Genomic DNA, 24,981 nt, shown 5'->3' with positions numbered 1-24,981 from the left:
TCGAAGGAGAACGGTGTCAGTTTCCGAACGCGCTCACGAGCTGGCGATGGCCGCCGCCCAGGCCGCGGCCGACAAGAAGGCACAGGACATCGTGATCATCGACGTGGGCGAGCAGCTCGCGATCACCGACGCCTTCGTCCTCGCCGCCGCCCCCAACGAGCGTCAGGTGCAGGCCATCGTCGACGCCGTCGAGGAGCGCCTGCTGGAGCTGCCGGAGAAGGCCAAGCCGGTGCGCCGCGAGGGTGAGCGGGGTGGCCGCTGGGTGCTGCTGGACTACGTCGACGTCGTGGTGCACGTGCAGCACACCGAGGAGCGCGAGTTCTACGCCCTCGACCGGCTCTGGAAGGACTGCCCGCAGGTGCGGTTCGTCGACCGCGACCTGGTCGACGCCGACGCCGCCGGTCCCACCACCGCCGAATGACCAGGCTGATCGTCTGGCGGCACGGCAACACCGACTGGAACGCCGCCGGCCGGGTGCAGGGCCAGACCGACGTACCCCTCAACGACCTCGGCCGGGAGCAGGCCGCCACGACCGCGCCGCTGCTCGCCGCGCTGCGACCCGACGTGATCGTCGCCTCCGACCTGCGCCGGGCCGCGGACACCGCCGCCGCCCTAGCCCAGTTCACCGGCCTGCCGGTACGCTCCGACGCCCGGCTGCGCGAGCGTCACTTCGGCAGCTGGCAGGGGCTGGCCCTCACCGAGGCCGCCGCCCGGTTCCCCGCCGAGTACGCCCGCTGGCGGGCCGGCGACCCGGACCCGGGCGCCGAGATCGAGACCCTCGACGACCTCGGCAAGCGGGTCGGCACCGCGTTCGCCGACGCCGCCGACCTCGCGCCCGGCGGCACCGTCGTGGTGGCCACCCACGGCGGCGGCGCCCGGCAGGGCGTCGGCCACCTGCTCGGCTGGGACAACTCCGTGCTGCGCACGATCGGCTCGCTGGCCAACTGCCACTGGACGGAGCTGCGCGACGACGGCGAGCGGGGCTGGCACCTGCGGGCACACAATGTCGGCCTGATCACCCGGCCGCCGTCCACCGAGGCGATCTGAGCACTCCGGCCCGGGCGGCCGGGGCGGACATCGGCTAGCGTGCCTCGCATGTCCGTCGCGGTCGTCACCGACTCCACCGCCTACCTACCGCCCGACCTGGTGCGGGCCCACCGGCTGACCGTCGTGCCGCTGACCGTGGTGCTCAACGGCGCGGAGGGGCTGGAGGGGGTGGAGACCTTCCCGGCCGACGCGACCCGGGCGCTGGGCGGTCGGCGGGTCTCGGTGAGCACCTCCCGGCCGGCCCCCGAGCGGTTCGTCCGGACGTACCGGGAGCTGCTGGACGGTGGCGCGGACGCGGTGCTGTCGGTGCACCTGTCGGCCGAGCTGTCCGGCACCGTGGAGGCGGCGCGGCTCGCCGCCGCCGAGGTCGGTGACCGGGTCGAGGTGGTCGACAGCCGCTCCGCCGGGATGGGCATCGGCTTCCCGGCGCTCGCCGCCGCCGCCGCGGCCGAGGCCGGCGGCGACCTGACCGCGGTACGCGCCGCCGCCCACGCCGCGGTCGAGCGGACCAGCATCTGGTTCTACGTCGACACCCTCGAATTCCTCCGCCGGGGTGGCCGGATCAACGCCGCCGAGGCGCTGCTCGGCACCGCCCTCTCGGTCAAGCCGATCATGCACATGCCGGCCGGCGCGATCGTGCTGCGGGACAAGGTGCGCACCGCCAGTCGGGGAGTGGCCCGGCTGGTCGACCTGGCGGTCGAGGCGGCCGGCGACGCCGAGGTGGACCTCGGGGTGCACCACCTCGCCGCGCCGCAGCGCGCCACCCAGCTGGTCGAGGCGCTCACCGCCCGGTTCGGCGACCGGCTGCACGACACGTACGTCACCGAGGCCGGCGCGGTGGTCGCCGCCCATGCCGGGCCCGGCCTGGCCAGCGTCGTGGTGCACCGCCGGGAGCGCACCGGTGGGTGACCCCCGGTCGTACGTGGTCACCGGCGGTGGCCGGGGCGTCGGGCGGGGGATCGTGGAGCGGCTGCTCGCCGACGGCGGCACCGTGGTCGTCGTCGAGCACGACCCGGACGCGCTGGCCTGGCAGCCGGCCCATCCCGCCGCCGGCCGGCTGCTGCCGGTCGCCGGTGACGCCGGCGACGAGCGGACCACCGGCCGCGCCGCCGATCTGGCCGAGGCCGCCGCGCCGCTGGCCGGCTGGGTGAACAACGCCGCCGTCTTCCGGGACGCCTCGGTCGACGCCACGCCCGCCGCCGAGGTGCTCGACCTGATCGGCCGCAACCTCGGCCCGGCGGTGGCCGGCGCCGCCACGGCCGTGCGCCGCTTCCTCGCGGCCGGCACCGGCGGCGCCGTCGTCAACGTCTCCTCGCACCAGGCGACCCGGGCCGTGCCCGGCGCGCTGCCGTACGCCACCGCCAAGGCGGCCGTGGAGGGGCTGACCCGGGCGCTTGCGGTCGAGTACGGCGGCCGGGGGATCCGCACCAACGCGGTCGCGCTCGGCTCGATCGCCACCGAGCGGCACGCCGCGTTCCTCGCGGCCGCGGAACCGGCCGAGGCGCGGCGGGTCGAGGCCGAGCTGGCCCGGCTGCACCCGGTGGGTCGGATCGGCCGGGTCGACGAGGTCGCCGAGGTGGTCGCCTTCCTGCTGTCCCCGGCGGCGGCGTTCGTCAACGGGGTGGTGCTGCCGGTGGACGGCGGCCGGGCGGCACTCGGCCTGGACCCCGAGGCCCGCTAGGGGAGCGGTCCGTCGAAGGGCCGCAGCCTCCAGGAGGAGACTCCGGACCGAGTCGGACCAGGCGGGACGGGTGGCTCCCGCGCCAGTGCGGAATCTCCGGGGCGGGGGAGGCCGGGGTATCCCGTGGGACGCTACGGACCTGATGACGTAAACGAATCAGCTGACCCGACCACCGTGGAGTACCTGCCGAGGCGGTCCCGATCCGGGTGCGCTGCGGCTCGTCCTCATACCAGACCACCCGCATGATCAGGTGGTTGTCCACAGCGGCCTCCGTCGTCCACAGCCGACCTTCGGTGCGCCGCCCAGCACTTCCCCCCGTCCTACCGTCGCCTCGTGTCAGACGACGAGGAGGCCATCGTGCGGCGGCGGTTGTACCGGCTGATCGAACCGGAGGTCCAGGTCGGTTCCGCCGGGCCGCCGGCGACCGGTGCCGTCGAGGGCAGCCGGCCCGGCGGCGAGTGGGTCGGCGCGGCCCGCCCGATCGACCCGTCCGCCTGGCTCGGGACGACGTCGGCCGGGCAGGTCGACCGGGGGTTGCCGGCCGTGCCCTGGCCGGTGGAGGAGCCGGACCACCCGGAGGATGCCGGCCCCGACGAGCCGGCCCCGACCACCGCGTCCCGGTTGCCCGGCCCGGGTGCCTTCGATCCCGGCCGCCGTGGGGTGCGTGCGCTGGCCGCCGTTGCCGTGGTGGTGGTGCTCGGCGCCGGTTTCTGGGCCTGGCGGTCCCGCCCGCACGCCGAGCCGGTCCCCACCGAGCTGGCCGCGGCGGCCCCGATCGGCGGGGCGGCGTCCGGAGCGCCCGGCCCGACCGCCACCCCCGCCGGCGACCTGGTGGTCGCGGTGGCCGGCAAGGTACGCCGCCCCGGGCTGGTCCGGGTGCCGGCCGGGTCCCGGGTGGCCGACGCGGTGCAGGCGGCCGGCGGGGCGCTGCCCGGCGTCGACGTGGCGCTGCTCAATCCGGCCCGGAAGGTCACCGACGGCGAGCTGATCCTGGTCGGCGTCGCGGCGCCGCCCGGCCAGCCCGCGCCCGCCGCGGGGCCGGCCGGAGCGTCGGCCGGTGGCGCCGCCCCGGGTGGTGCGCCCGCCCCGGGCGCCCGGCTGAACCTGAACACCGCCACGCTGGCCCAGCTCGACGCGCTGCCCGGCGTCGGTCCGGTGCTGGCCCAGCGCATCCTCACCCACCGTGACCAGCAGGGCGGTTTCCGCTCGGTCGGCGACCTGCGCCAGGTGGACGGCATCGGCGACGCCCGCTACGAACAGCTCAAGGACCTGGTGACGGTGTGAGCCCACCCCAGCCGCCGTCCGGGACGTCCGCGACCCAGCCGCCGGAGCCACCCGACCTGCGCCTGGCCGGGCTGGCGGTGGCGGCGTGGTTGACCGCGCTGGGCTGCCTGCACCTCACCGCCGCGCCGGCCGCGCCGGCCGCGGCGATCGCCGGCGTCGCCGCCGCGTCGGCCGTCGGCGCGGCGGCACACCTGTCCGGTCTGCTCGGTCGCCCCCGCCCACCGGCTCGGCGGTACGGCTGGATCGCCGTCGCGGTGCTGCTCGGCGTGGTCTGCGGGGCTACGGCCACCGCCGCGAGACTGCACGGGCGCGACGCCGATCCGCTGCGCTCGCTGGCGGCGGAGCGGGCCCGGGTCACCGCCGAACTGGTGCTCCGCGACGACCCCCGCCCGATCCGCGGTGCTCCCGGCCAGCCGGCGCCGTTGCTGGTCACCGCGGACCTGGTGCGACTCACCGGCCCGGACGGCACCCGCCTGCGGGCGCCGGTCCGGTTGCTGGTGCTGACCACCGAGCCGGGGTGGCGGGGGCAGCTGCCGGGGCAGCGGCTCACCGCGCGGGGGCGGCTGGCCACCCCTCGGGGCGGCGACCTCACCGCCGCCGTGCTCACGGCGACTGGCCCGCCCGTGCCGCTCGGGCCGGCGCCCTGGCTCCAGCGCGCCGCCGGAACGCTCCGCGGCGGCCTGCAACGGGCCTGCGAGCCGCTCCCGGACGACCGGGGCGGCCTGCTGCCCGGGCTGGTCGTCGGGGACACCAGCCGGCTGCCCGCCACGGTGGAGGAGGACTTCCGGGCCACCGGGATGACCCACCTCAACGCCGTGTCGGGCTCCAACGTGGCCATCGTGGTCGGCGCGGTGCTGCTGTTCGCCCGCTGGGCGCGAGCCGGTCCGCGGACGGCCGCCGTGCTGTGCGGGCTGGCCCTGATTGGCTTCGTCGTCCTGGTCCGCCCCTCGCCCAGCGTGGTCCGGGCCGCCACCATGGGCGCGATCGGGCTCGCCGCGCTGGCCGTCGGCCGGCCCCGGGCGGCGCTGCCGGCGCTCGGCGCGGCGGTCGCCGTGCTGGTGCTGCTCGATCCGGACCTGGCCGGCGACCCCGGCTTCGCGCTCTCGGTGCTGGCCACCGGCGGGCTGCTGCTGCTCGCGCCGGGCTGGCGGGACGCGCTGCGCCGCCGGCGGGTGCCGCCGGGCCTGGCCGAGGCGCTCGCCGTCCCGGCGGCGGCACAGGTCACCTGCGGGCCCGTGGTGGCCGGCATCTCGGGCACGGTCAGTCTGGTCGCCGTGCCGGCCAACCTGCTGGTGGTGCCGGCGATCGCGCCGGCCACGGTGCTCGGCGTGACGGCGGCGGTGATCTCGCCGGTCTGGCCGGCCGCGGCCGAGTTCGTCGCCTGGCTGGCGAGCTGGCCGGCCTGGTGGCTGGTGACCGTCGCCCGGGTCGGGGCCCGGCTGCCGGCGGGCACCCTGCCCTGGCCGGGCGGGGTGCCGGGCGCGTTGTTGCTGGCCGGGCTGACCGTGGCGCTGCTCATCGCCACCCGTCGGCCGGTGATCCGCCGGCTGGTGGCGGTCTGCGCCGTCGCGATCGTGCTGGGGACGCTGCCGGTGCGGCTGATCGCCGACGGGTGGCCGCCGGTCGGTTGGTTGCTGGTCGGCTGCGCGGTGGGCCAGGGCGACGCCCTGGTGCTGCCGGTCGCCGCCGGGCGGGCGGTGGTGGTGGACGCCGGGCCGGAGCCGTCCGCGGTCGACGGCTGCCTGCGCCGCCTCGGCGTACGGGAGGTGTCGCTGCTGGTGGTGAGCCACTTCCACGCCGACCACGTGGGCGGGGTGGCGGGCGTCTTCCGGGGCCGGCGGGTCACCGCCGTGCTCGCCCCGGGCCTGCCCGAGCCGCCGGACGGGCGGAAGCTGGTGGCCGACGCGGCGGGTGCGGTCGCGCTCGGTGTGGCGGCGGCGGGGTGGTCGTACCGGGCCGGCGGGGTGGAGCTGGTGGCGCTCGGGCCGGTGGATCCACTGCGGGGCACCCGGTCGGACCCGAACAACAACTCGGTGGTGCTGCGGGCCACGGTGGCCGGGGTGCGGATCCTGCTGCCCGGCGACGCCGAGACCGAGGAGCAGCGGGACCTGCTGGACCGGGTGCCGCCCGACGCGCTGCGGGCCGAGGTGCTCAAGGTGGCGCACCACGGCAGCGCGTACCAGGATCCGGCGTTCCTGGCGGCGGTCCGGCCGGCGGTCGCTGTGGTGGAGGTGGGTCTGGACAACGACTACGGGCACCCCAGCCCGAGCATCCTGAGCGGGTTCGCCCGGGACGGGGTCCGGGTGCTGCGCACCGACACCGACGGAGATGTGGCGGTGGTGACCGGCCCGCGCGGGCTGGCCGTCGTCGCCCGCGGCCTGCCACCGGGTCGGCGGTGAGCGGTGAGCCCCGGGTTTCGCCGGCGGTGGCGGTGGCCGGCGCCCGCCCGCGATGCTCGGCAGCTCGCGGCCGCCGACGGTGGGCGGCGGGCCGGGGAAGATGCTGCGGAAGGGAGGAAAACTCAGGAAGGCTGCCGTATTGCCGCTATCAGCCCAGTAATCATGGCAAATGTCTTGATTTGCGCTGAGTGCGGGGTGCGCCCTCACGGCCGTCCGGCAGCACGCCCGCGCCCGCCGTGACCCGTGCCAAGATGGGCGGCGTGACCGCCAGCCTCGCTCCCATTCTGCTCGTCATCGGCGACGAGGAGCTGCTCGCCACGCGCGCGGTGACCGAAGCCGTGGCGAAAGTTCGCCAGGTCGACCCGGACGTGGACGTCCGGGAGTACCAGGCCGGGTCGCTGACCGTGGGCGAGATCGCCGAGATGCTGAGCCCGTCGCTGTTCGGTGGCCGCCGGGTGCTGGTGCTCCAGTCGGCGCAGGACGCCCGCAAGGACCTGGTCGCGGCCCTGCTCGGGTACGCGAAGAACCCCGACCCGGACGTCCAGCTGGTGGTGCTGCACCTGGGTGGGGCCAAGGGCAGGGCCTTCGCCGACGGGCTGCGGGCGGCCGGCGCGACGGTGGTGCCCGCGGCGAAGCTCAAGGGGCACCGGGAGCGGGTGGCCTTCGTCCGGGACGAGATCCGGCGCGGCGGCGGCCGGTGCACCGACGACGCGGCCGAGGCGCTGATCGCCGCGGTCGGCAACGACCTGCGCGAGCTCGCCGCCGCCTGCTCCCAGCTGATCGCGGACACCGACGGGCGGATCGGCGCGGACACCGTGGCCCGTTACTACCGCGGCCGGGTCGAGGTGAGCGGCTTCACCGTGGCCGACGCCACGATGATCGGGGACGTCCCGGCGGCGCTGGAGGCGCTGCGCTGGGCGCTGCACGTCGGCGTCGATCCGGTGCCGATCGCCGACGCCCTGGCCGACGGGGTGCGCACCGTGGCCCGGGTGGCCGCTGCCGGTCGGGGCGACCCCTACCAGCTGGCCAGCACGCTCGGCATGCCCGCCTGGAAGATCAAGAACGCCCAGCAGCGGGCCCGGGGCTGGACCCCGGAGGGGCTGGTCGACGCGATGCGGGCGGCCGCCGAGTGCAACGCCGCGGTCAAGGGTGGCGCCGACGACCGGGCGTACGCGCTGGAGAAGGCGGTCTTCTCGGTCGCGGCGGCCCGCCGGGGTGGGGCCCGGTGACCGGCCACTCCCGGCGGTCGTGGGCCAGCGTGCCGAGCGAGGAGGAGCGGTACCGGCCGCTCTACGCCCGGGCGCTCGGGCTGCGGTTCGTGAACCCGGGCGGGGTGCTGTGCTTCCTGTTCTTCGAGGGCGCCGTCGCGCTCGCCGTGCTGCTCGCCCTCGCCGAGCTGGTGACCTGGTGGGCGGTGCTGATCCTGCCGGTCGCGGTGGCGCTGATGGTGAAGCTCAACGACGTGGTCGCCGAGTCGGTGGTCCGTACCGCGGCGCTGGTGCCCGAGCAGGAACGGGACCGCTTCCGGCGACAGGTGGAACCGGTGGTCGGGCGGGCCACGGTGCCGCGCGCCCTGCCGGGGGCGGCGGTGAGCGCCGAGGCGTACCCGCAGCGGTGGCACCGGCCGGCGACGCCCGGCGGCTACGGCCGGGTGCCGACGGACTGGCCGGCCGCCGGCGACGACCTGCCCGACTGGCGCTGACCCGGCACCGGCGGCCACGGGACGACCTGGCGCGGACCCGCCGGGAGCCCCGCACGGCCGCGCGCCCATCGGGACGGCCGCACGCAGGCCCGGCACGAACAAAGCCGGGGTGCGGGCACGCCAAAAACCGGAAGCCCCGGGGTTGACCCCGGGGGCTTCCGGTCGTTCCGAGGTGACTCGGATCAGGCGGAGAGAACGCCGACGCGCTTGGCGATCGCCGACTTCCGGTTGGCCGCCTGGTTGGCGTGGATGACGCCCTTGCTGGCGGCCTTGTCCAGCTTGCGAGCGGCCTCACGCATCAGCACGGCGGCCTGCTCGTTGTCACCGGCCTCCGCAGCCTCGTGGAACTTGCGGATGGCGGTCTTCAGCGACGACTTGACCGACTTGTTACGCAGCCGGCGCTTCTCGTTCTGCCGGTTGCGCTTGATCTGGGACTTGATGTTCGCCACGCGACAGCCTCGTCTTGATAGCTCGGTATGGTCTGCTTGCCGCGCGCGACGACGAGCATGCGTCATCGCTGCGCGAAGAACCAGGTTACCAGGTCACCCGGGACGAGCCAAAACGGCTCAGACCCAGCCCTGCCGCGCGGCCAGCCAGGCGAGCGCCCGTTCCCCGCTGAACCGCTGGTGCGCCCGCCGGTGCGGCGACGCCACCGGCCCGTCCGTTGGCCCGTCCGCCGGCTCGGGGGCGGCCGCCCCGGTGAGGTGGTAGCCGGCGAGCGCGGCGAGCGTCACGTCCAGGGCGTCCGGCGGGGCGCCGGCCGCAGCGGGGTGGCCGGCGAACAGCCCGTCCATTCCACCGCCGCCGTCGTACCCGGTGAGCAGCAGGGTGACCAGGTCGAACCAGGCCGGCCCCCGGCACAGCCAGGCCCAGTCGCAGAACCAGGCCCGGCCGCCGGCGTCGAGCAGCACGTTGTCCATCCGCAGGTCACCGTGCGCCAGGCCGGTGCCGGCCGCGGCGTACCCGGGCAGGCGGGACTCCAGCGCCACCAGCTCGGGCAGCCGGTGGGCGACGGGGCCGGGCAGCGGCGGTGCGGGCTCGCGACCGGCGGCCACCTCGCCCCACCAGAGGATGTCGTCGCGGGCCAGGTCGGCCAGCCGGGGCGGGCCGAGGTCGACCAGGCCGGCGGGGGGTCGGGCGAGCGCGGCGGCCACCTCGGCGTACCCGGCCAGGATGGCGTCCCGCTCGGCCGGATACCAGGGCAGCCGGGGCGTCCGCCCGTCGATCGCGTCCAGGCAGAGGGCGTACCAGCCGGAGTGGGTGAGCGTCCAGCGCGGCCGGGGGACCGGCAGGCCGGCCGGTAGCCGGGCCAGCACCTCGGCCTCCCGGGCGTACCAGTCGGCGAGCGGCCGCTGCCGGGCCAGGTCGGCGGCCTTGACGAAGACCCGGCCGCCGTCCGCCGTCGCCAGGACCGCGGCGAATCCGCCGGTGAAGCCGGCTCGCGCGGTCCGCGCCGAGGTCACCGGCCCGCCGAGCCGGGCGGCCACCGCGGCGCGCAGCCCGGCCGGCAGCGCCGACCAGTCGGGCCGTACGGCGGTGGCGTGGTACGGCGGCGGCGGGCTGGCGGTCACCCCGTCATGCTGCCCGCCCGGCCCCGGGCGGACCAGTGCCGGCGTGTCCCCGCCGACCGGGTGCGGTCGGGAGTGGGTCTGGGAGACTGCCAGGCCATGAGGACCGAGGACTTCTGGCAGTTGATCGAGCAGGCCCGGGCCGGTGGCGGCGGGGAGGCGCCCGCGGTCGCCGCCCGGGCCGTCGCGCTGCTGGCCGAGCGGGATCCCGAGGAGATCGCCGGCTACGCCCAGCACCAGCGGCGGGTGCTGGCCGCCTCGCACCGGGTCGACCTGTGGGGCGCGGCGTACCTGATCAACTCCGGTGCCGCCGCCGACGACTTCGAGGCGTTCCGGGGCTGGCTGATGACCCAGGGCCGGGCGGTCTTCGCCCGGGCGGTCGCCGAGCCGGACGCGCTGGCCGAGCTGCCCCGGGTGCGGGCCGCCTCGCTCAGTGGCGAGGAGTTCCGCTGCCCGCAGATGCTCACCGTGCCCTGGGACGCGTACCGGAAGGCGACCGCGACCGAGCTGCCGGCGGAGCGCGACCCGGTCGCGACGCCCGACCTGAACGACTTCTGGGACTTCGACGACGAGGACGAGGCGCGCCGCCGACTGCCCCGCCTGGCCGCGCTGTTCGTGGAGCCGCCGCAGGAGTGAAGCGCGGCCCGAGGAGTGATCGGACCGCGTCCGGGGCGACGTGGGAGCATAGAGGGGGCCGGCGTCGCGTCGGCCCGCTCACGTCAGCCGACCAGAACGGACCGCTGTGCCACCGACGCTCGATCCCGGCGCGAACGCTCCTGGTGCCACCGACCCGGCACGCATCAGGAACTTCGGCATCATCGCCCACATCGACCACGGGAAGTCGACGTTGGCCGACCGGATGTTGCAGCTCACCGGCGTGGTCGACCCCCGGCAGATGCGCGCGCAGTACCTGGACCGGATGGACATCGAGCGCGAGCGCGGCATCACCATCAAGAGCCAGGCCGTCCGGATGCCGTGGACCATCCGCGAGGGGGAGCGGGCCGGCGAGCAGGCCGTGCTCAACATGATCGACACCCCGGGCCACGTGGACTTCACCTACGAGGTGTCCCGTTCGCTGGCGGCCTGCGAGGGCGCCATCCTGCTGGTCGACGCCGCGCAGGGGATCGAGGCGCAGACCCTGGCGAACCTCTACCTGGCGCTCGAGAACGACCTGCGCATCATCCCGGTGCTCAACAAGATCGACCTGCCGGCCGCCCAGCCGGAGAAGTACGCCGAGGAGCTGGCCCACCTGATCGGTGGCGACCCGGCCGACTGCATCCGGGTCTCCGGCAAGACCGGCGTGGGGGTGCCCTACCTGCTCGACGAGATCGTCCGGCAGTTCGTCCCGCCCACCGGCGACGCCGACGCGCCCGCCCGGGCGATGATCTTCGACTCGGTGTACGACGTCTACCGGGGCGTGGTCACCTACGTCCGGGTGATCGACGGCCTGATCAGCGCCCGGGACCGGATCAAGATGATGTCCACCGGCGCGGTGCACGAGCTGCTGGAGATCGGGGTGATCTCGCCGGAGATGCAGAAGGCCGGCGCGCTCGGCGTCGGCGAGGTGGGCTACCTGATCACCGGCGTGAAGGACGTCCGCCAGTCCCGGGTCGGTGACACCGTCACCATCAACGCCCGGCCGGCGACGGAGGCCCTGGGCGGCTACAAGGACCCGAAGCCGATGGTCTACTCCGGGCTCTACCCGATCGACGGGTCGGACTACCCGAACCTCCGCGAGGCGCTGGACAAGCTCAAGCTCAACGACGCCGCGCTCGACTACGAGCCGGAGACGTCGGGCGCGCTCGGCTTCGGCTTCCGCTGCGGCTTCCTCGGCCTGCTGCACCTGGAGATCATCCGGGAGCGGCTGGAGCGGGAGTACAACCTCGACCTGATCTCCACCGCGCCGAACGTGGTCTACCGGGCCATCACCGAGGACGGCCAGGAGATCGTGGTGACCAACCCGAGCGAGTACCCGACCGGCAAGATCGCCGAGGTGTACGAGCCGGTGGTCCGGGCCACCGTGCTGACCCCAAACGACTACGTGGGCGCGGTGATGGAGCTGTGCCAGGGCCGCCGAGGCACCCTGCTCGGCATGGACTACCTCTCCGCCGACCGGGTGGAGCTGCGCTACACGCTGCCGCTGGCCGAGATCATCTTCGACTTCTTCGACCAGCTCAAGAGCCGCACCAAGGGGTACGCCTCGCTGGACTACGAGCCCTCCGGCGAGCAGGCGTCCGACCTGGTGAAGGTGGACATCCTCCTGCACGGTGAGCCGGTGGACGCGTTCAGCGCGATCGTGCACAAGGACAAGGCGTACAACTACGGGGTCACCATCGCGGCCAAGCTGCGCAACCTGATCCCGCGCCAGCAGTTCGAGGTGCCGATCCAGGCGGCAATCGGCAGCCGGGTGATCGCCCGGGAGACCATCCGCGCCATCCGCAAGGACGTGCTCGCCAAGTGCTACGGCGGTGACATCAGCCGGAAGCGCAAGCTGCTGGAGAAGCAGAAGGAGGGCAAGAAGCGGATGAAGATGGTCGGCCGGGTGGAGGTCCCGCAGGAGGCCTTCATCGCCGCCCTCTCCTCCGACTCCGGCGACGCCAAGGGCTCGGCCAAGAAGTAGCCCACCCCGACCGGCGAACGGACGGCCGGCACCCCGCCCGACGGCGGTGTGCCGGCCGTTTCCGTCCGGGCCGGTGCATGTCACCGGGATTAACTTCCGGTGGCACCTGGGCGCGCTCCCATCAGCCGCACCCGGCCTGAGCTGCGTAGACGTCCCGTGCGGCAATCGACGCGTCGGCCGGGCATCGACCGGCGCGAACCTTGTGGTGATGAGTCGGTTTGGTTTTTCGGCGGTTCGGGCATCTAGCGGTCACGACAAGAACCGCACGACAACGTGCGACTCGAACATTCAGGAGGAGGGCGACCGTGGAGCTCACCGTGTGGGGCATCATCACCGCCATCGTTGTTGGTCTCATCGTCGGCGCTCTGGGCCGCCTGGTCGTGCCGGGCCGCCAGAACATGCCGATCTGGCTGCACATGCTGATCGGCGTTGGCGCCGCTCTGCTGGGCACGATCATCGCCCGCGCGTCGGGCTTCGCGGACACCGCCGGTTTCGACTGGCGTGAGTTCCTGCTGCAGGTCCTCCTCGCCGCGGTCGCCGTGGCGCTGGTGGCTGGTGTGGGTGGTCGCCGGGGCGTCACCCACCGGTAATCTCCGCAGCGCAGCGTCTCAGCGGGCGCCCGTACCCCTTCGGGGGTGCGGGCGCCCGCTCGCGTGCGCGCCCCGACCTCCTGGCCAGGCCTCGCGGCGGCGGTGAGCGGTCGTGCCGGCCGGCGGCTCGGCCGGCCGGCGTTACCTGGGTAAAGCGGGAGTCCGGCGGCGTGGGTCACGGAGCGTGATGGCTGCCGGAAGCAACTTCCCGAGAGGCGTGATGACTCTGAGGCATATTCATGCCTCGGAGTCATCACGCTCATTCCTCATGCGTCTCCGACCGTCATCCGACGTGGGCCCACGGACCGCAGTGCCCCGACCGACGCAGTCGACAGACCCCGCAGCCCCACGGAATCCCGCAGACCACGGACCCCGCAGACCGTGGACCGCGAAAACCCCGGCGGGCAGGACGCCGCGGGCCCCCGTCCGTGGTCCGCGAGCGGTTTTGGGGTCGGCGGGGCCGAAAGTCGGTTTGGGATTTCGCCGGGTCGGGAACCTATCTGTCGCACCAGGAACCACCCAACCTGAGACTTGTCTAATGAAGGAGTACGGGCCGTGGAGCTCACCGTGTGGGGCATCATCACCGCCATCGTCGTCGGCCTGATCGTCGGCGCTCTGGGCCGCCTGGTCGTGCCGGGCCGCCAGAACATGCCGATCTGGCTGCACATGCTGATCGGCGTTGGCGCCGCTCTGCTGGGCACGATCATCGCCCGCGCGTCGGGCTTCGCGGACACCGCCGGTTTCGACTGGCGTGAGTTCCTGCTGCAGGTCCTCCTCGCCGCGGTCGCCGTGGCGCTGGTGGCCGGTGTGGGTGGTCGCCGGGGCGTCACCCACCGGTAATCTCCGCAGCGCAGCGTCTCAGCGGGCGCCCGTACCCCTTCGGGGGTGCGGGCGCCCGCTCGTTTCTGCCCGTACCCCGGACGCCCTCGCCGTCCGCCCGTACCCCGGACGCCCTCGCCGTCCGCCCGTACCCCGGACGCCCTCGCCGTCCGCCCGTACCCCGGACGGTCGTCGGCGTCGGCTCGTACGCCGGGGCGGGTCGGCCCCCGGCGGGCCCGTCGGGGCGGGTCGGGGCGGGTCGGGGCCACCGCGACCTACGGTACGGTCGCCTCGCCCGCCGGCACCCCTGTCGTAAAGGAATTTTTCCTACTAGGGTGCGGCACGGAAGGTTAGTGCCAGATGGCGCGAGGGAGAAGTGGCGTGAACAGGTGGAAGCGGCTGGCCCCGGTCACCGCCGTCGTGGCCTCGGCCGCGATGGTCCTCACCGGGTGCGGTGGTTCGGGCGACGACGCGGCGGCCGATGACAGCAAGCTGACGGTCTGGATGATGGGTGAGGGCGGCGACGCCCAGACGACGTTCCTCGACGGGGTCGAGAAGGAGTTCCGGCAGAAGCACCCGGACACCGACGTGGTCGTGCAGTACATCCCCTGGCTCGAGGCGCCGAAGAAGTTCCAGGCGGCGCTGGCCGGCGGTGCCGGCCCGGACGTCACCGAGCTCGGCAACACCGAGACCCAGGGCTGGGCGGCGCAGGACGCGCTCGCCGACGTCTCGGACAAGTTCGCCGGCTGGTCCGACGGCAAGGACCTGCTGCCCGACCTGGTGAAGAACGCCCAGCTCGACGGCAAGCAGTACGGCGTCCCGTGGTATGCCGGGGTGCGCGCCATCTACTACCGCACCGACTGGTTCGCCGAGGCGGGTGTGCAGCCGCCGAAGACCTGGGACGAGCTGGTCACGGTGGCCAAGGCGGTGCAGGCCAAGAAGCCGAACACCTACGGCATCGCGCTGCCGGGCAACTCGGAGCTGCCGTTCTACTCCTTCCTCTGGGGCGCCGGCGGTGAGATCGCCACCGAGCAGGGCGGCAGCTGGAAGTCGGGCTACACCAGCCCGGAGGCCCGGAAGGCGGTCAAGTTCTGGACCGACCTGGTCACCGTGCACAAGGTCGCGCCGCCGGCCGCGGCGGCCTGGAACGAGGTCGACGCGCGTACCCAGTTCGCCACCGGCAAGGCGGCGATGGCCTTCGCGGGCAGCTGGCAGGGCGGCGCCATGAAGAAGGACAACCCCGACATCGCCAAGGTCTGGGGCACCTTCCCGATCCCCGGCCCGGACGGCAAGCCCGCCCCGGCCTTCGCCGGCGGCTCCGACCTCGCCGTCTGGAAGGACAGCGGCCGGCAGGACCTGGCCTGGGACTACCTGACGGTGCTGAACAACAAGAAGAACGCGCAGGCCTTCGCCGGCAGCCTCGGCTTCTTCCCGGTCTACTCCGACCTGGTCTCCGGCGGCAGCTACGCGAACGACAAGGTGATGGCCGCGTTCGCCACCACCATGCAGAACACCAAGGTCACGCCGCTGAGCCCCAAGTGGGTCGAGGTCAGCCGGACCAAGACGGTGACCCAGGCGATGAACAGCTCGATCATCAAGGGGCAGAAGTCGGTCCAGCAGGCCACCGCCGACGCGGCGGCCGAGATGGAAAGCGTCCTCAACGCCAAGTGAGCACCCTGACCAGACCCACCGGTACGACCGCCGCGCGGGAGACCCCCGCGCGGCGGCGCCGCCGGGTGGACCGCCTGCCGTACCTGCTCCTGCTGCCCTGCCTGGTGGTCATCGGGGTGCTGCTGCTCTGGCCGCTGGGTCAGGTGGTGGCGATGTCGTTCTACAAGCTGGACAGCGTCCGGCAGTTGCGCGGCGACCGCGAGTGGCCCTGGGTGGGGCTGGCCAACTACACCCAGATCCTCGGCGACCCGTTCTTCCGTACGGTGCTGCGCAACACGGTGCTCTTCGCCGCGGCCAACGTGCTGCTGACGATGATCCTCGGCACCCTGGTCGGGCTGCTGCTCAACCGGCTCGGCAAGCGGATGGCGACGTTCGTGGCCAGCTGCGTGATGCTCGCCTGGGCCACCCCGGCGCTGACCGGCACGATCGTCTGGAAGTGGATCTTCGACGACACGTCCGGCCTGGTCACCTGGCTGTTCAACGCCCTGCCCGACGGCCTTTCGAGCGCGCTGTTCGGGCGGGCCGACTGGACCGGGTACGGCTGGTTCAACTCGCCGCTGCTGTTCTTCGCCATCCTCACCCTGGTGGTGGTCTGGCACTCGTTCCCGTTCATCGCGGTCAGCGTGCTGGCCGGGCTCAAGAGCGTGCCGAGCGAGCTGCACGAGGCCGCCCGGGTCGACGGGGCGGGGCCGTGGCGGGTGTTCTGGCGGATCACCTTCCCGGTGCTGCGACCCGTCTTCGGCATCCTGGTCGTGTTGTCGACGATCTGGGACTTCAAGGTCTTCACCCAGCAGTTCGTGCTGGCCGGCGGCACCCAGGACCGGCCCACGTTCATGCTCTCGATCTACTCGTACGCCGAGGCCTTCTCGCCGCCGCCGAAGTACGGCGTGGGCTCCGCCATCGCGGTCATCCTCACGCTGATCCTGCTGGTGGTAACCGGCCTGTACGTCCGGATGGTGCTCAAGCAGGAGGACGAGTCGTGAAGAAGATCGCCCTCAACGGCGCCGGCGTGCTGGTGGCGCTCTTCGCCGCGTTCCCGGTCTACTGGATGATCGCGACGTCGCTGAAGCCGAACCGGGAGATCTTCTCGGCCACCCCCCGGCCGGTGCCGGCGCACCCCACCCTGGAGCACTACCGGGAGATCCTCACCGGCAACCTGATCCCCGGCGTGACCTTCGCCGATTTCTTCCTCAACAGCGTGCTGGTGGCGGTGAGCACCGTGGTGCTCAGTGGCCTGGTCGCGCTGCTGGCCGCGACCGCGGTGGCCCGGTTCCGGTTCACGCTGCGGACCAGCTTCCTGATCCTGCTGCTGGTGGTGCAGATGATCCCGCTGGAGGCGCTGGTCATCCCGCTGTTCCTGATGATCCAGCGGCTCGGCCTCTACAACACGCTGCCCAGCCTGATCCTGACGTACCTCGGCTTCTCGCTGCCGTTCGCGGTCTGGATGCTGCGCGGCTTCGTGGCCGCGGTGCCGAAGGAGCTGGAGGAGGCCGCGGCGATCGACGGCGCCAGCCGGGCGCAGACCTTTCGCAAGGTGCTCTTCCCGCTGGTGGCGCCGGGACTGGTGGCGACCAGCATCTTCTCCTTCATCACCGCGTGGAACGAGCTGATCTTCGCGCTGACCTTCGTCAACGACCAGAGCCGCTACACGCTGCCGGTGGCGATGACGTTCTTCTTCGGCCGTGACGACACCGCCTGGGGCTCGGTGATGGCCGCCTCGACGCTGTTCACCCTGCCGGTGATCGTCTTCTTCCTGCTGGTGCAGCGGCGGATGACCTCCGGCCTGGTGGCCGGCGCGGTCAAGGGCTGATTTTCCGGGTGTCGGGGAGCGCGGCCCCGCGGCTAGGCTGACCGCCATGACGGGCAGGGTGGCGGCGGTGAACCTCGGCACGGTGACCGAGGCGGATTGGGCCGGCGACGCGAGCGGTCGCAGCGGCATCGACAAGCGGCCGGTCGACCGGCCGGTGCTGGTGCGCGCGACCGGCGTGGACGGCGACTTCATCGGCGAACGGGCCCACCACGGCGGCCCCGACCAGGCGGTCTACGCCTACGCCGAGGAGGACGCCGGGTGGTGGGCGGCCGAGCTGGGCCGGGGCATCCGCAGCGGCGGGTTCGGCGAGAACCTCACCACCTGGGCGGTCGACGTCACCGGCGCGGTGATCGGCGAGCAGTGGGCGGTGGGCGAGGCGCTGCTGCAGGTGACCAAGCCGCGCACCCCGTGCACCACCTTCGCCGGCTTCTGGGGCGTACCGGATCTGATCAAGCGGTTCACTGAGCGGGCGGCGCCGGGGGCGTACCTGCGGGTGCTGCGCGAGGGAGCGGTCGGCCCGGGGGACCCGGTCGAGGTGGTGGACCGGCCGGCGCACGGGGTGACCATCGGCGAGGTGTTCCGGGCGTTCAGCCTGGAGCCGGAGCTGCTGCCCCGGCTGCTCGACGCGGCCGAGCTGCCCGAGCCGCTGCTGGACAAGGCGCGCCGCCGGGTGGCCGGCGCCCACTGACCCGCGCGGCACCTGACCGCGGCGTCGCCCGCCCCGGCCGCAGCCGTCGGCCCGGCAACGGCCGCGCCGGGTAGGGCCGCGCACCGGGCCGGGTAGGGCCGCGCACCGGGCCGGGTAGGGCCGCGCACCGGGCCGGGTAGGGCCGGGTAGGGCCGCGTACCGGGCCGGGTAGGGCCGCGCACCGGGCCGCCGAGGTGGATCAGCCCTCGGTGGGGAAGACCTCCGCCAGCACCCGGGCGTCGCTCGGCCGGCCGTCGGCGACCTTGACCCAGTTGCCGTCGCGAGCCGTCCACTCCAGGTCGGCGAAGCGGACCCGCTTCACGCCGTGGTCGGTGGCGTGCGAGACCAGCCAGTGGGCGTACCGCCAGCCGTCGCGCCGGTCGGGAGCCGAGACGGTCAGCCCGGCCAGCTCGGTTGTCGGGGCGGTGTCGGGCACGCCCCAGTCCAGGGCCAGGCCCCGGGTGAGCGCCGCCGCGGCGACCGCGCCGCGCATCGCCGGTGAGCCGCCGACCGTGCAGGCGACCGCGCCGGTCGCGTCGCCGAGCAGGGCGCGGGTCAGCACCTCCGCCTCGTCGGCCCACTTCTGGTAGGCGGTGGGGAAGGCGGACCGCTGCACCGCCTGGGCGGCCTCGGTGACCTCCATGCCCTCCCAGCCGCGCACCTTCTTCAGGGCCGCGTAGAACCGCTCTGCCGCGTAGCGCTCGTCGCGGATCTGGGCCGGCGTGCCCCACCCCTGGCTGGGCCGCTGCTGGAACAGGCCGATCGAGTCGCGGTCGCCGTCGGGCAGGTTGCGCAGGCCGGACTCCTGGAAGGCGGTGGCCAGCGCCACCACCACCGCGCGCTCCGGCATCTGCCGCTGGCTGCCGATCGCCGCGATGGTGGCCGCGTTGGCCATCTGGTCGGCGTCGAGCACGACGGTGCCGTCGGCGCGTACCGTGCAGCTGCGGCCGGCCATCGGCAACCCGAGCTGGTCGCCGAGGTGGCGGACCACGACCCAGACCCCGAGAAGGGCGACCACCGCGACCACGACGCCGGCTGCCACGAATGTCCGAGTTCGCACCCGCACCTCCTGATCGACAGTCCGACCAGCGTACGTCCCGATCAAGGCGAGACGGGTCGGCCGACCGGTTCACATTTCCCGGGACGAATCGAAAGAAACCGACTATTCGCCCGGCACCCAGGCGGCGTCGCGCTTCTCCCGGAAGGCCAGCACGCCCTCCCGGCCCTCGTCGGAGAGGAAGTAGCCGGTGGACAGTGCGCCCAGCGCGGCCACCTCGGCGCGCAGGTCGGTGGCGGCCGGCCGGCGCAGCAGCTCCTTGGCGCCGGCGAGCGCCCGCGGGGCGCCGCGCACCAGCGCCGCGCACCAGTGCGCCACGATCGCGTCCAGCTCGTCCGCCGGCACCGCGGCGGTCACCAGGCCGACCTCGGCGGCCCGCCGCCCGTCGAAGGTGTCGCCGGTCAGGTAGAGCTCGGCAGCGGCCCGCGGGGCCAGCCGGGGCAGCACGGTGGCCGAGATGACCGCCGGGATCACCCCGATCCGCACCTCGGTGAAGGCGAACATCGCCTCCCGCGCGCAGACCGCCAGGTCGGCCGCCGCGATCAGCCCCAGACCGCCGGCCCGGGCCGGCCCGGCCACCCTGGCCAGCACCGGCTTCGGGCACTCCCGGACCGCGACCAGCACGTCGCCGAGCATGCCGGCCGGCACGCTGCCGCTGGCGTACGCGGCGGCGGTCTCCTTCAGGTCCGCCCCGGAGCAGAAGACCGGGCCGGTGTGGTCCAGCACGATCACCCGGACCGCGTCGTCCGCCACCGCGGCGGCCAGCCCGGCCAGCAGCTGGGTCATCAGCGGGGTGGACAGGGCGTTGCGGTTGTGCGGGCTGTCCAGGGTGAGGGTGGTCACCCCACGGGCCGTGGCGACCCGCACGAGAGCGTCCGGAGAGGTCATGCCGGGCACACTAGTGGCCATGCCCGGCGTCCTTCCAGAAGGCGAGACCGTCCCCGTCGACGGAACGCTGCCCGCCGCCGCCCTGACCTCGGTCGGCGCGCGCGGATTCGGGGTGTACCTGCACGTGCCCTTCTGCGCCAGCCGCTGCGGCTACTGCGACTTCAACACGTACACCGCCGCCGAGCTGGGCGGGGGCGCCGACCGCGAGTCGTACGCCGACACCGTGCTGGCGGAGCTGGCGCTGGCCGCCCGGGTGCTCGGCGACGCCCCGCCGCCGCGGGTGGACACCGTCTTCGTCGGCGGCGGCACCCCGACCCTGCTGCCCGCCGACGACCTGGCCCGGATCCTGGACGGCATCGACCGCACCTGGGGGCTGGCCGCTGACGCCGAGGTGACCACCGAGGCCAACCCCGAGTCGGTCACGCCGGAGTCGCTGAAGACCCTGCGGGCCGCCGGCTACACCCGGATCTCGCTGGGCATGCAGTCGGCCGCGCCGGGGGTGCTGGCGATCCTGGACCGCCGGCACCGCCCCGGCCGGGCCGCCGAGGCCGCCCGCGAGGCCCGGGACGCCGGCTTCGACCACGTCAACCTGGACCTGATCTACGGCACGCCGGGGGAGAGCGCCGACGACTTCGCCGCCTCGCTGGAGCAGGTGGTCGCCGCGGGGGTGGACCATGTCAGCGCGTACGCCCTGATCGTCGAGGACGGCACCCGGCTGGCCGCCCGGATGCGGCGCGGCGAGCTGCCGTACCCCTCGGACGACGTGGCGGCGGACCGCTACCTGGCCGCGGAGGCCGCGCTCGACGCGGCCGGTTTCTCCTGGTACGAGGTGTCCAACTGGGCCCGCTCCGAGGCGGCCCGCTGCCGGCACAACCTGCTCTACTGGACCGGCGCCGACTGGTGGGGCCTGGGCCCGGGGGCGCACAGCCACGTCGGCGGGGTGCGCTGGTGGAACGTCAAGCACCCTTCGGCGTACGCGAAGCGGCTGGCCGCGGGGGAGTCGCCCGGGCTGGCCCGGGAGCTGCTCACCGCCGACGAGGCGCACATGGAGGACGTGATGCTGCGGCTGCGGCTGGCCGACGGGCTGCCGCTGGCCGCGCTGGACACCGCCGGGCGGCCCGGCGCCGAGCGGGCGCTCGCCGACGGGCTGCTCGACCCGGAGCGGTTCGCTAGCGGGCGGGCGGTGCTCACCCTGCGCGGCCGGCTGCTCGCCGACGCGGTGGTCCGCGACCTGCTGCCCTGAACGCCCCGAAACCCCAGCCGGGCGACCCCGGCCGGGCGGGGTGGAACACGCCGGCCGGCCCGGAGGCCGGCCGGCACGCTCACTTGATCATGCTGATGCTCATCGGGTAGCGGTAGAGCTCCCCCTCGTTGGCCCGGACGCCGGCCAGGATGCCGAAGACCACGCCGAGGATCACGGCCGCGCCGACCGCGACGAAGCCGATCAGGATGCAGCTCAGGATCCAGCCGACCAGGCCGACGACCGACCAGAGCAGCTGGAAGTTGAGCGCCGCCACGGCGTGCTGGCGGACGGTCGGCGACTGGTTGCCGCGGGCCAGCATGGCGACCAGCGGGGGCAGCCAGCCGAGCACGCCGCCGCTGACGAACATCGCCGCGGCGCCACCGAAGTGCGCGACCAGGGCCCAGGTCTTGTCGTCGTTGCTGGCCCAGCCGCCGCTCGGCGGGCCGTACGCGCCGCCGGTCGGGTAGCCGGCGCCCGCCTGCGGGTAGCCGGCACCCGGTGCGGCGTAGCCGCCCGGCGGAGGGTAACCGCCCGACGGCGGCTGGTCACCGGGCGGCGGCGGATAGCCACCGGGCGGGGGATAGCCGCCCGCGCCGGACGCCCCGGACAGTGGTGCGGTGGGTGGCTCGTACGACGAGCCGGACGGTGCGGTCGGGTCCGGGCGGTCGCCGGGGTCCCCCGCGCCGGGAGGGCGAGGTGGTTCAGTCATGCCGTCACGGTAGGGGCTGCCGGCAAGGGGTGACCAGAGCGACATCGCCCGGCTTGTCCGGCTGAACGGCTCTACCGTCGCGCCCGGCGTCCGGCGCTGATCATCGCGCCGGTGCGGACGCCGACGTAGACTGGCACTCGCTACAGTCGAGTGCCAGAGCGCTCGCCCGGCGCGCACCCGCCCCGGGCCGACGTGCGTCAGGAGGTGGACGGATGGGTCTCGACGACCGCAAGCTCGCGGTGCTGCGCGCGATCGTCGAGGACTACGTCGCCACGCAGGAGCCGGTCGGCAGCCGTGCCCTGGTCGAGCGGCACCAGCTCGGGGTCTCCCCGGCGACGGTCCGCAACGACATGGCCGTGCTGGAGGAGGAGGGCTACATCCGGCAGCCGCACACCAGCGCCGGCCGGGTGCCCACCGACCGCGGCTACCGGCTCTTCGTCGACCGGCTCTCCCGGGTCAAGCCGCTCAGCCCGGCCGAGCGCCGGGCGATCGAACGCTTCCTGGTCGGCGCGGTCGACTTGGACGATGTGGTGCACCGCACGGTGCGGCTGCTGGCGCAGCTCACCCGGCAGGTCGCCGTGGTGCAGTACCCGTCGCTGGCCCGCTCCTCGGTGCGCCACCTGGAGCTGGTGCCGATCTCCACCACCCGGCTGATGCTGGTCATGATCGCCGACACCGGCCGGGTCGAGCAGCGGCTGGTCGAGCTGCCCGCGCCGGTCCCCGCCGACGACGTCACCGACCTGCGCCGGCTGGTCAACGAGAAGCTGGTCGGCAGCCGGCTGTCGGAGACCCCGCCGCTGGTCCAGGCGCTGGTCGAGGAGTCGCCGCCGCAGCTGCGCGGCGCCATGACCACGCTGTCCAGCGTGCTGCTGGAGACCCTGGTGGAGCGCACCGAGGAGCGGCTCGCGCTGGCCGGCACCGCCAACCTGACCCGGGGCGGCATCCTCGACTTCCAGGGCTCGCTGCGGCCCATCCTTGAGGCGTTGGAGGAGGAGGTCGTCCTGCTCAAGCTGATCGGCGAGGCCGAGCCCAGCACCACCCGGGTGCTGATCGGCGACGAGAACGAGATCGACAACCTGCGGGCCGCCTCGGTGGTCAGCACCGGGTACGGCCCGGGTGCGACCATCGTCGGGGGCCTGGGGGTGCTGGGCCCCACCCGGATGGACTACCCCGGCACCATCGCCACGGTGCGCGCCGTGGCACGCTACGTGGGCGAGCTGCTGGCCCAGAACTGACCAGTCAGGGCCGACGGCCGGCTCCGGCCGCCGACCGGCGCAACGCGAGACGAACATGAGGACACCGAACGCAGTGGCCAGGGACTACTACGGCATTCTCGGCGTGAGCCGGGAGGCCTCCGACGACGAGATCAAGCGCGCCTACCGCAAGCTGGCGCGGCAGTTCCACCCGGACGTCAATCCGGACCCGGAGGCACAGGAGAAGTTCAAGGACATCAACGCCGCGTACGAGGTCCTCTCGGACGATCGCAAGCGGCAGATCGTCGACCTGGGCGGCGACCCGCTCGCCCCGGGTGGCGGCGGCGCCGGTGGACCGGGCGGGCCCGGCGGGGCCGGCCCGTTCGTCGGCTTCCAGGACATCATGGACGCGTTCTTCGGCGGCGCCGCCGGTGGCGGGGCGCGCGGTCCGCGCCCGCGTACCCGGCCGGGCGCCGACGCGATCCTGCGGCTGGAGCTGGACCTGCACGAGACCGCGTTCGGGGCCGAGGCGCCGATCACGGTGGACACCGCCGTGCTCTGCACCACCTGCGCCGGCGCGGGCACCGCGGCGGGCACCCACCTGGCCACCTGCGAGGCGTGCGGCGGCCGGGGCGAGGTGCAGTCGGTGCAGCGGACCTTCCTCGGCCAGGTGGTCTCCGCCCGGCCGTGCACGGTCTGCCAGGGGTACGGCACGACCATCCCGCACCCCTGCCCGACCTGCGCCGGCGACGGCCGGGTGCGCACCCGGCGCTCGCTGACCGTGAAGATCCCGGCCGGGGTCGAGGACGGCATGCGGATCCGGCTCGCCCAGCAGGGTGAGGTGGGCCCGGGCGGCGGCACCGCCGGCGACCTCTACGTGGAGATCCACGAGCGGCCGCACGACGTCTACTCGCGCAAGGGCGACGACCTGCACTGCCGGGTCACCGTGCCGATGACCGCCGCCGCGCTCGGCACCCGGCTGACCATCAAGACGCTGGACAGCGAGGAGATCGTCGACGTCAAGGCCGGCACCCAGCCGGGCAGCACGCTGCGGCTGCGCGCCCGGGGGGTGCCGCACCTGCGCGGCACCGGCCGCGGCGACCTCTACGTCCACCTGGACGTGCGCACCCCCACCAAGCTGGAGCCGGAGCAGGAGCGGATGCTGCGCGACTTCGCCAAGACCCGGGGTGAGGAGATCGCCGAGCTGACCAAGCAGGGCGGCTTCTTCTCCCGGATGCGCGACGCGTTCAACGGGCACGCCTGAGGTGTCCGCGCCGCTGTTCCTGGTCGACACACTGCCGACCGGCGACACGTGGACCCTGGACGGCCCGGAGGGGCACCACGCGGCGACCGTGCAGCGGCTGCGGGTCGGCGAGGAGCTGCTGCTCGCCGACGGTCGGGGCGGCACGGCCGCCGCGCTCGTCACCGCCGTCGGCCGGGGCACCCTCGACGTCCAGGTCACCTCCCGGGGGTACGCGGACGCGCCGGTGCCCCGGGTGGCCGTGGTGCAGGGCATCGCCAAGGGCGACCGGGGCGAGCTGGCCGTGCAGGCGATGACCGAGGTCGGGGTGGACGAGATCGTGCCCTGGGCGGCGTCCCGCTCGGTGGTGCAGTGGCGCGGCGAGCGGGGCGTACGGGCCCGGGAGAAGTGGGTGGCCACCGCTCGGGAGGCGGCGAAGCAGGCCCGCCGGCCCTGGCTACCGGTGGTGGCCGGCGCGCCGGACGAGTCGACCGGCACGGTGGCCCGGCGGATCGCCGGGGCGGCCGCCGCCTACGTGCTGCACGAGGAGGCCACCGAGCGGCTGACCACCGCCGCGCTGCCGGAGGCCGGCGAGATCGTGCTGGTGGTCGGCCCGGAGGGCGGCATCGCCCCGGCCGAGCTGACCGCCTTCGCCGACGCCGGCGCCCGCCCCGTCCGACTCGGCCCGTCGGTCCTGCGCACCTCGACCGCCGGCGTAGCCGCCCTCACCGTCCTCGCCACCCGCCTCTCCCGCTGGTAGGCAGGCGGTCCG

Annotated in this window: 25 protein-coding genes; 20 read left to right on the top strand and 5 right to left on the bottom strand. The window is 74.3% G+C overall.

Annotated features, from left to right (window positions below; genetic code table 11):
• The first annotated feature begins 13 nt into the window (after positions 1-13).
• From rsfS to ACFY3U_RS26165, 8 genes are all read left to right on the top strand, one after another.
• Entirely contained in the window at positions 14-421 is a 408-nt protein-coding gene (gene rsfS, locus ACFY3U_RS26200) for a ribosome silencing factor (protein WP_387206384.1), read from the top strand.
• On the top strand, positions 418-1,047 hold the full coding sequence (locus ACFY3U_RS26195) for a histidine phosphatase family protein (protein ID WP_387206382.1): 630 nt from the start codon (positions 418-420) through the stop codon (positions 1,045-1,047). Before rsfS ends, ACFY3U_RS26195 begins: the two co-directional genes overlap by 4 nt.
• A 48-nt stretch (positions 1,048-1,095) precedes the next feature.
• The gene (locus ACFY3U_RS26190) at positions 1,096-1,956 is read left to right on the top strand and encodes a DegV family protein (protein ID WP_387206380.1); all 861 of its coding nucleotides are present in this window, start codon (positions 1,096-1,098) and stop codon (positions 1,954-1,956) included.
• Positions 1,949-2,728 carry an SDR family NAD(P)-dependent oxidoreductase gene (locus ACFY3U_RS26185; protein WP_387206378.1) on the top strand — a complete coding sequence of 260 codons (780 nt, stop codon included), beginning with the start codon at positions 1,949-1,951 and terminating at the stop codon, positions 2,726-2,728. Before ACFY3U_RS26190 ends, ACFY3U_RS26185 begins: the two co-directional genes overlap by 8 nt.
• Before the next feature lie 333 nt (positions 2,729-3,061).
• The gene (locus tag ACFY3U_RS26180) at positions 3,062-4,012 is read left to right on the top strand and encodes a helix-hairpin-helix domain-containing protein (protein ID WP_387206376.1); all 951 of its coding nucleotides are present in this window, start codon (positions 3,062-3,064) and stop codon (positions 4,010-4,012) included.
• A complete protein-coding gene (locus tag ACFY3U_RS26175; protein ID WP_387206374.1) occupies positions 4,009-6,411 on the top strand; it encodes a ComEC/Rec2 family competence protein in 2,403 nt (800 codons plus the stop codon). Before ACFY3U_RS26180 ends, ACFY3U_RS26175 begins: the two co-directional genes overlap by 4 nt.
• Positions 6,412-6,662: 251 nt before the next feature.
• On the top strand, positions 6,663-7,640 hold the full coding sequence (gene holA / locus ACFY3U_RS26170; RefSeq protein WP_387206372.1) for a DNA polymerase III subunit delta: 978 nt from the start codon (positions 6,663-6,665) through the stop codon (positions 7,638-7,640).
• Positions 7,637-8,113, top strand: a complete 477-nt coding sequence (locus tag ACFY3U_RS26165; protein WP_387206370.1) for a hypothetical protein — start codon at positions 7,637-7,639, stop codon at positions 8,111-8,113. Before holA ends, ACFY3U_RS26165 begins: the two co-directional genes overlap by 4 nt.
• A gap of 182 nt (positions 8,114-8,295) precedes the next feature.
• Here ACFY3U_RS26165 and rpsT read toward each other — a convergent pair whose 3' ends face one another.
• A complete protein-coding gene (gene rpsT / locus ACFY3U_RS26160; protein ID WP_387206368.1) occupies positions 8,296-8,562 on the bottom strand; it encodes a 30S ribosomal protein S20 in 267 nt (88 codons plus the stop codon).
• Positions 8,563-8,679: 117 nt separating this feature from the next.
• The gene (locus ACFY3U_RS26155) at positions 8,680-9,720 is read right to left on the bottom strand and encodes a phosphotransferase family protein (protein ID WP_387206449.1); all 1,041 of its coding nucleotides are present in this window, start codon (positions 9,718-9,720) and stop codon (positions 8,680-8,682) included.
• A gap of 60 nt (positions 9,721-9,780) precedes the next feature.
• Here ACFY3U_RS26155 and ACFY3U_RS26150 point away from each other — a divergent pair, with 60 nt between their 5' ends.
• From ACFY3U_RS26150 to ACFY3U_RS26115, 8 genes are all read left to right on the top strand, one after another.
• Positions 9,781-10,317: a DUF4240 domain-containing protein gene (locus tag ACFY3U_RS26150; protein ID WP_387206366.1), complete on the top strand. Its 537-nt coding sequence runs from the start codon at positions 9,781-9,783 to the stop codon at positions 10,315-10,317.
• Positions 10,318-10,423: 106 nt separating this feature from the next.
• Positions 10,424-12,301 carry a translation elongation factor 4 gene (gene lepA / locus ACFY3U_RS26145; RefSeq protein ID WP_387206364.1) on the top strand — a complete coding sequence of 626 codons (1,878 nt, stop codon included), beginning with the start codon at positions 10,424-10,426 and terminating at the stop codon, positions 12,299-12,301.
• Between the two features lie 305 nt (positions 12,302-12,606).
• The gene (locus ACFY3U_RS26140) at positions 12,607-12,891 is read left to right on the top strand and encodes a GlsB/YeaQ/YmgE family stress response membrane protein (protein ID WP_387206363.1); all 285 of its coding nucleotides are present in this window, start codon (positions 12,607-12,609) and stop codon (positions 12,889-12,891) included.
• 555 nt (positions 12,892-13,446) lie between these two features.
• Positions 13,447-13,731 (top strand): GlsB/YeaQ/YmgE family stress response membrane protein, encoded by a 285-nt coding sequence (locus ACFY3U_RS26135; protein WP_387206363.1) that lies wholly within the window; start codon positions 13,447-13,449, stop codon positions 13,729-13,731.
• A 360-nt stretch (positions 13,732-14,091) separates the two neighbouring features.
• The gene (locus ACFY3U_RS26130) at positions 14,092-15,381 is read left to right on the top strand and encodes a sugar ABC transporter substrate-binding protein (RefSeq protein WP_387206361.1); all 1,290 of its coding nucleotides are present in this window, start codon (positions 14,092-14,094) and stop codon (positions 15,379-15,381) included.
• Positions 15,378-16,364 carry a carbohydrate ABC transporter permease gene (locus ACFY3U_RS26125; RefSeq protein WP_387206359.1) on the top strand — a complete coding sequence of 329 codons (987 nt, stop codon included), beginning with the start codon at positions 15,378-15,380 and terminating at the stop codon, positions 16,362-16,364. Before ACFY3U_RS26130 ends, ACFY3U_RS26125 begins: the two co-directional genes overlap by 4 nt.
• Entirely contained in the window at positions 16,361-17,191 is an 831-nt protein-coding gene (locus ACFY3U_RS26120) for a carbohydrate ABC transporter permease (RefSeq protein ID WP_387206357.1), read from the top strand. Before ACFY3U_RS26125 ends, ACFY3U_RS26120 begins: the two co-directional genes overlap by 4 nt.
• A gap of 46 nt (positions 17,192-17,237) precedes the next feature.
• A complete protein-coding gene (locus tag ACFY3U_RS26115; protein ID WP_387206355.1) occupies positions 17,238-17,879 on the top strand; it encodes an MOSC domain-containing protein in 642 nt (213 codons plus the stop codon).
• A 199-nt stretch (positions 17,880-18,078) separates the two neighbouring features.
• On the opposite strand, the gene ACFY3U_RS26110 is transcribed toward ACFY3U_RS26115, so the two are convergent.
• Both ACFY3U_RS26110 and ACFY3U_RS26105 read right to left on the bottom strand, forming a co-directional pair.
• On the bottom strand, positions 18,079-18,945 hold the full coding sequence (locus ACFY3U_RS26110; RefSeq protein ID WP_387206353.1) for a hypothetical protein: 867 nt from the start codon (positions 18,943-18,945) through the stop codon (positions 18,079-18,081).
• A gap of 96 nt (positions 18,946-19,041) precedes the next feature.
• A complete protein-coding gene (locus tag ACFY3U_RS26105; protein ID WP_387206351.1) occupies positions 19,042-19,824 on the bottom strand; it encodes an enoyl-CoA hydratase-related protein in 783 nt (260 codons plus the stop codon).
• A 19-nt stretch (positions 19,825-19,843) separates the two neighbouring features.
• Here ACFY3U_RS26105 and hemW point away from each other — a divergent pair, with 19 nt between their 5' ends.
• Positions 19,844-21,067 (top strand): radical SAM family heme chaperone HemW, encoded by a 1,224-nt coding sequence (gene hemW / locus ACFY3U_RS26100; protein ID WP_387206349.1) that lies wholly within the window; start codon positions 19,844-19,846, stop codon positions 21,065-21,067.
• A 79-nt stretch (positions 21,068-21,146) separates the two neighbouring features.
• Here the strand turns inward: hemW and ACFY3U_RS26095 are convergent, their stop codons facing one another.
• Positions 21,147-21,776 carry a DUF4870 domain-containing protein gene (locus ACFY3U_RS26095; RefSeq protein WP_387206347.1) on the bottom strand — a complete coding sequence of 210 codons (630 nt, stop codon included), beginning with the start codon at positions 21,774-21,776 and terminating at the stop codon, positions 21,147-21,149.
• Between the two features lie 212 nt (positions 21,777-21,988).
• On the opposite strand from ACFY3U_RS26095, the gene hrcA reads away from it, so the two are divergent.
• From hrcA to ACFY3U_RS26080, 3 genes are all read left to right on the top strand, one after another.
• Positions 21,989-23,011, top strand: a complete 1,023-nt coding sequence (hrcA, locus tag ACFY3U_RS26090) for a heat-inducible transcriptional repressor HrcA (RefSeq protein WP_387206345.1) — start codon at positions 21,989-21,991, stop codon at positions 23,009-23,011.
• A 73-nt stretch (positions 23,012-23,084) separates the two neighbouring features.
• Positions 23,085-24,233, top strand: coding sequence for a molecular chaperone DnaJ (gene dnaJ, locus ACFY3U_RS26085; protein WP_387206447.1), 1,149 nt, complete (start codon positions 23,085-23,087; stop codon positions 24,231-24,233).
• Position 24,234: 1 nt separating this feature from the next.
• Positions 24,235-24,969, top strand: coding sequence for a 16S rRNA (uracil(1498)-N(3))-methyltransferase (locus tag ACFY3U_RS26080; RefSeq protein WP_387206342.1), 735 nt, complete (start codon positions 24,235-24,237; stop codon positions 24,967-24,969).
• Positions 24,970-24,981 lie beyond the last annotated feature (12 nt).

It is taken from the genome of Micromonospora sp. NPDC000089, from assembly GCF_042899365.1.
GTDB lineage: Bacteria > Actinomycetota > Actinomycetes > Mycobacteriales > Micromonosporaceae > Micromonospora.
Note: the sequence above shows the minus strand (reverse complement) of the source record. Positions and strands in the feature narration are given on the sequence as shown.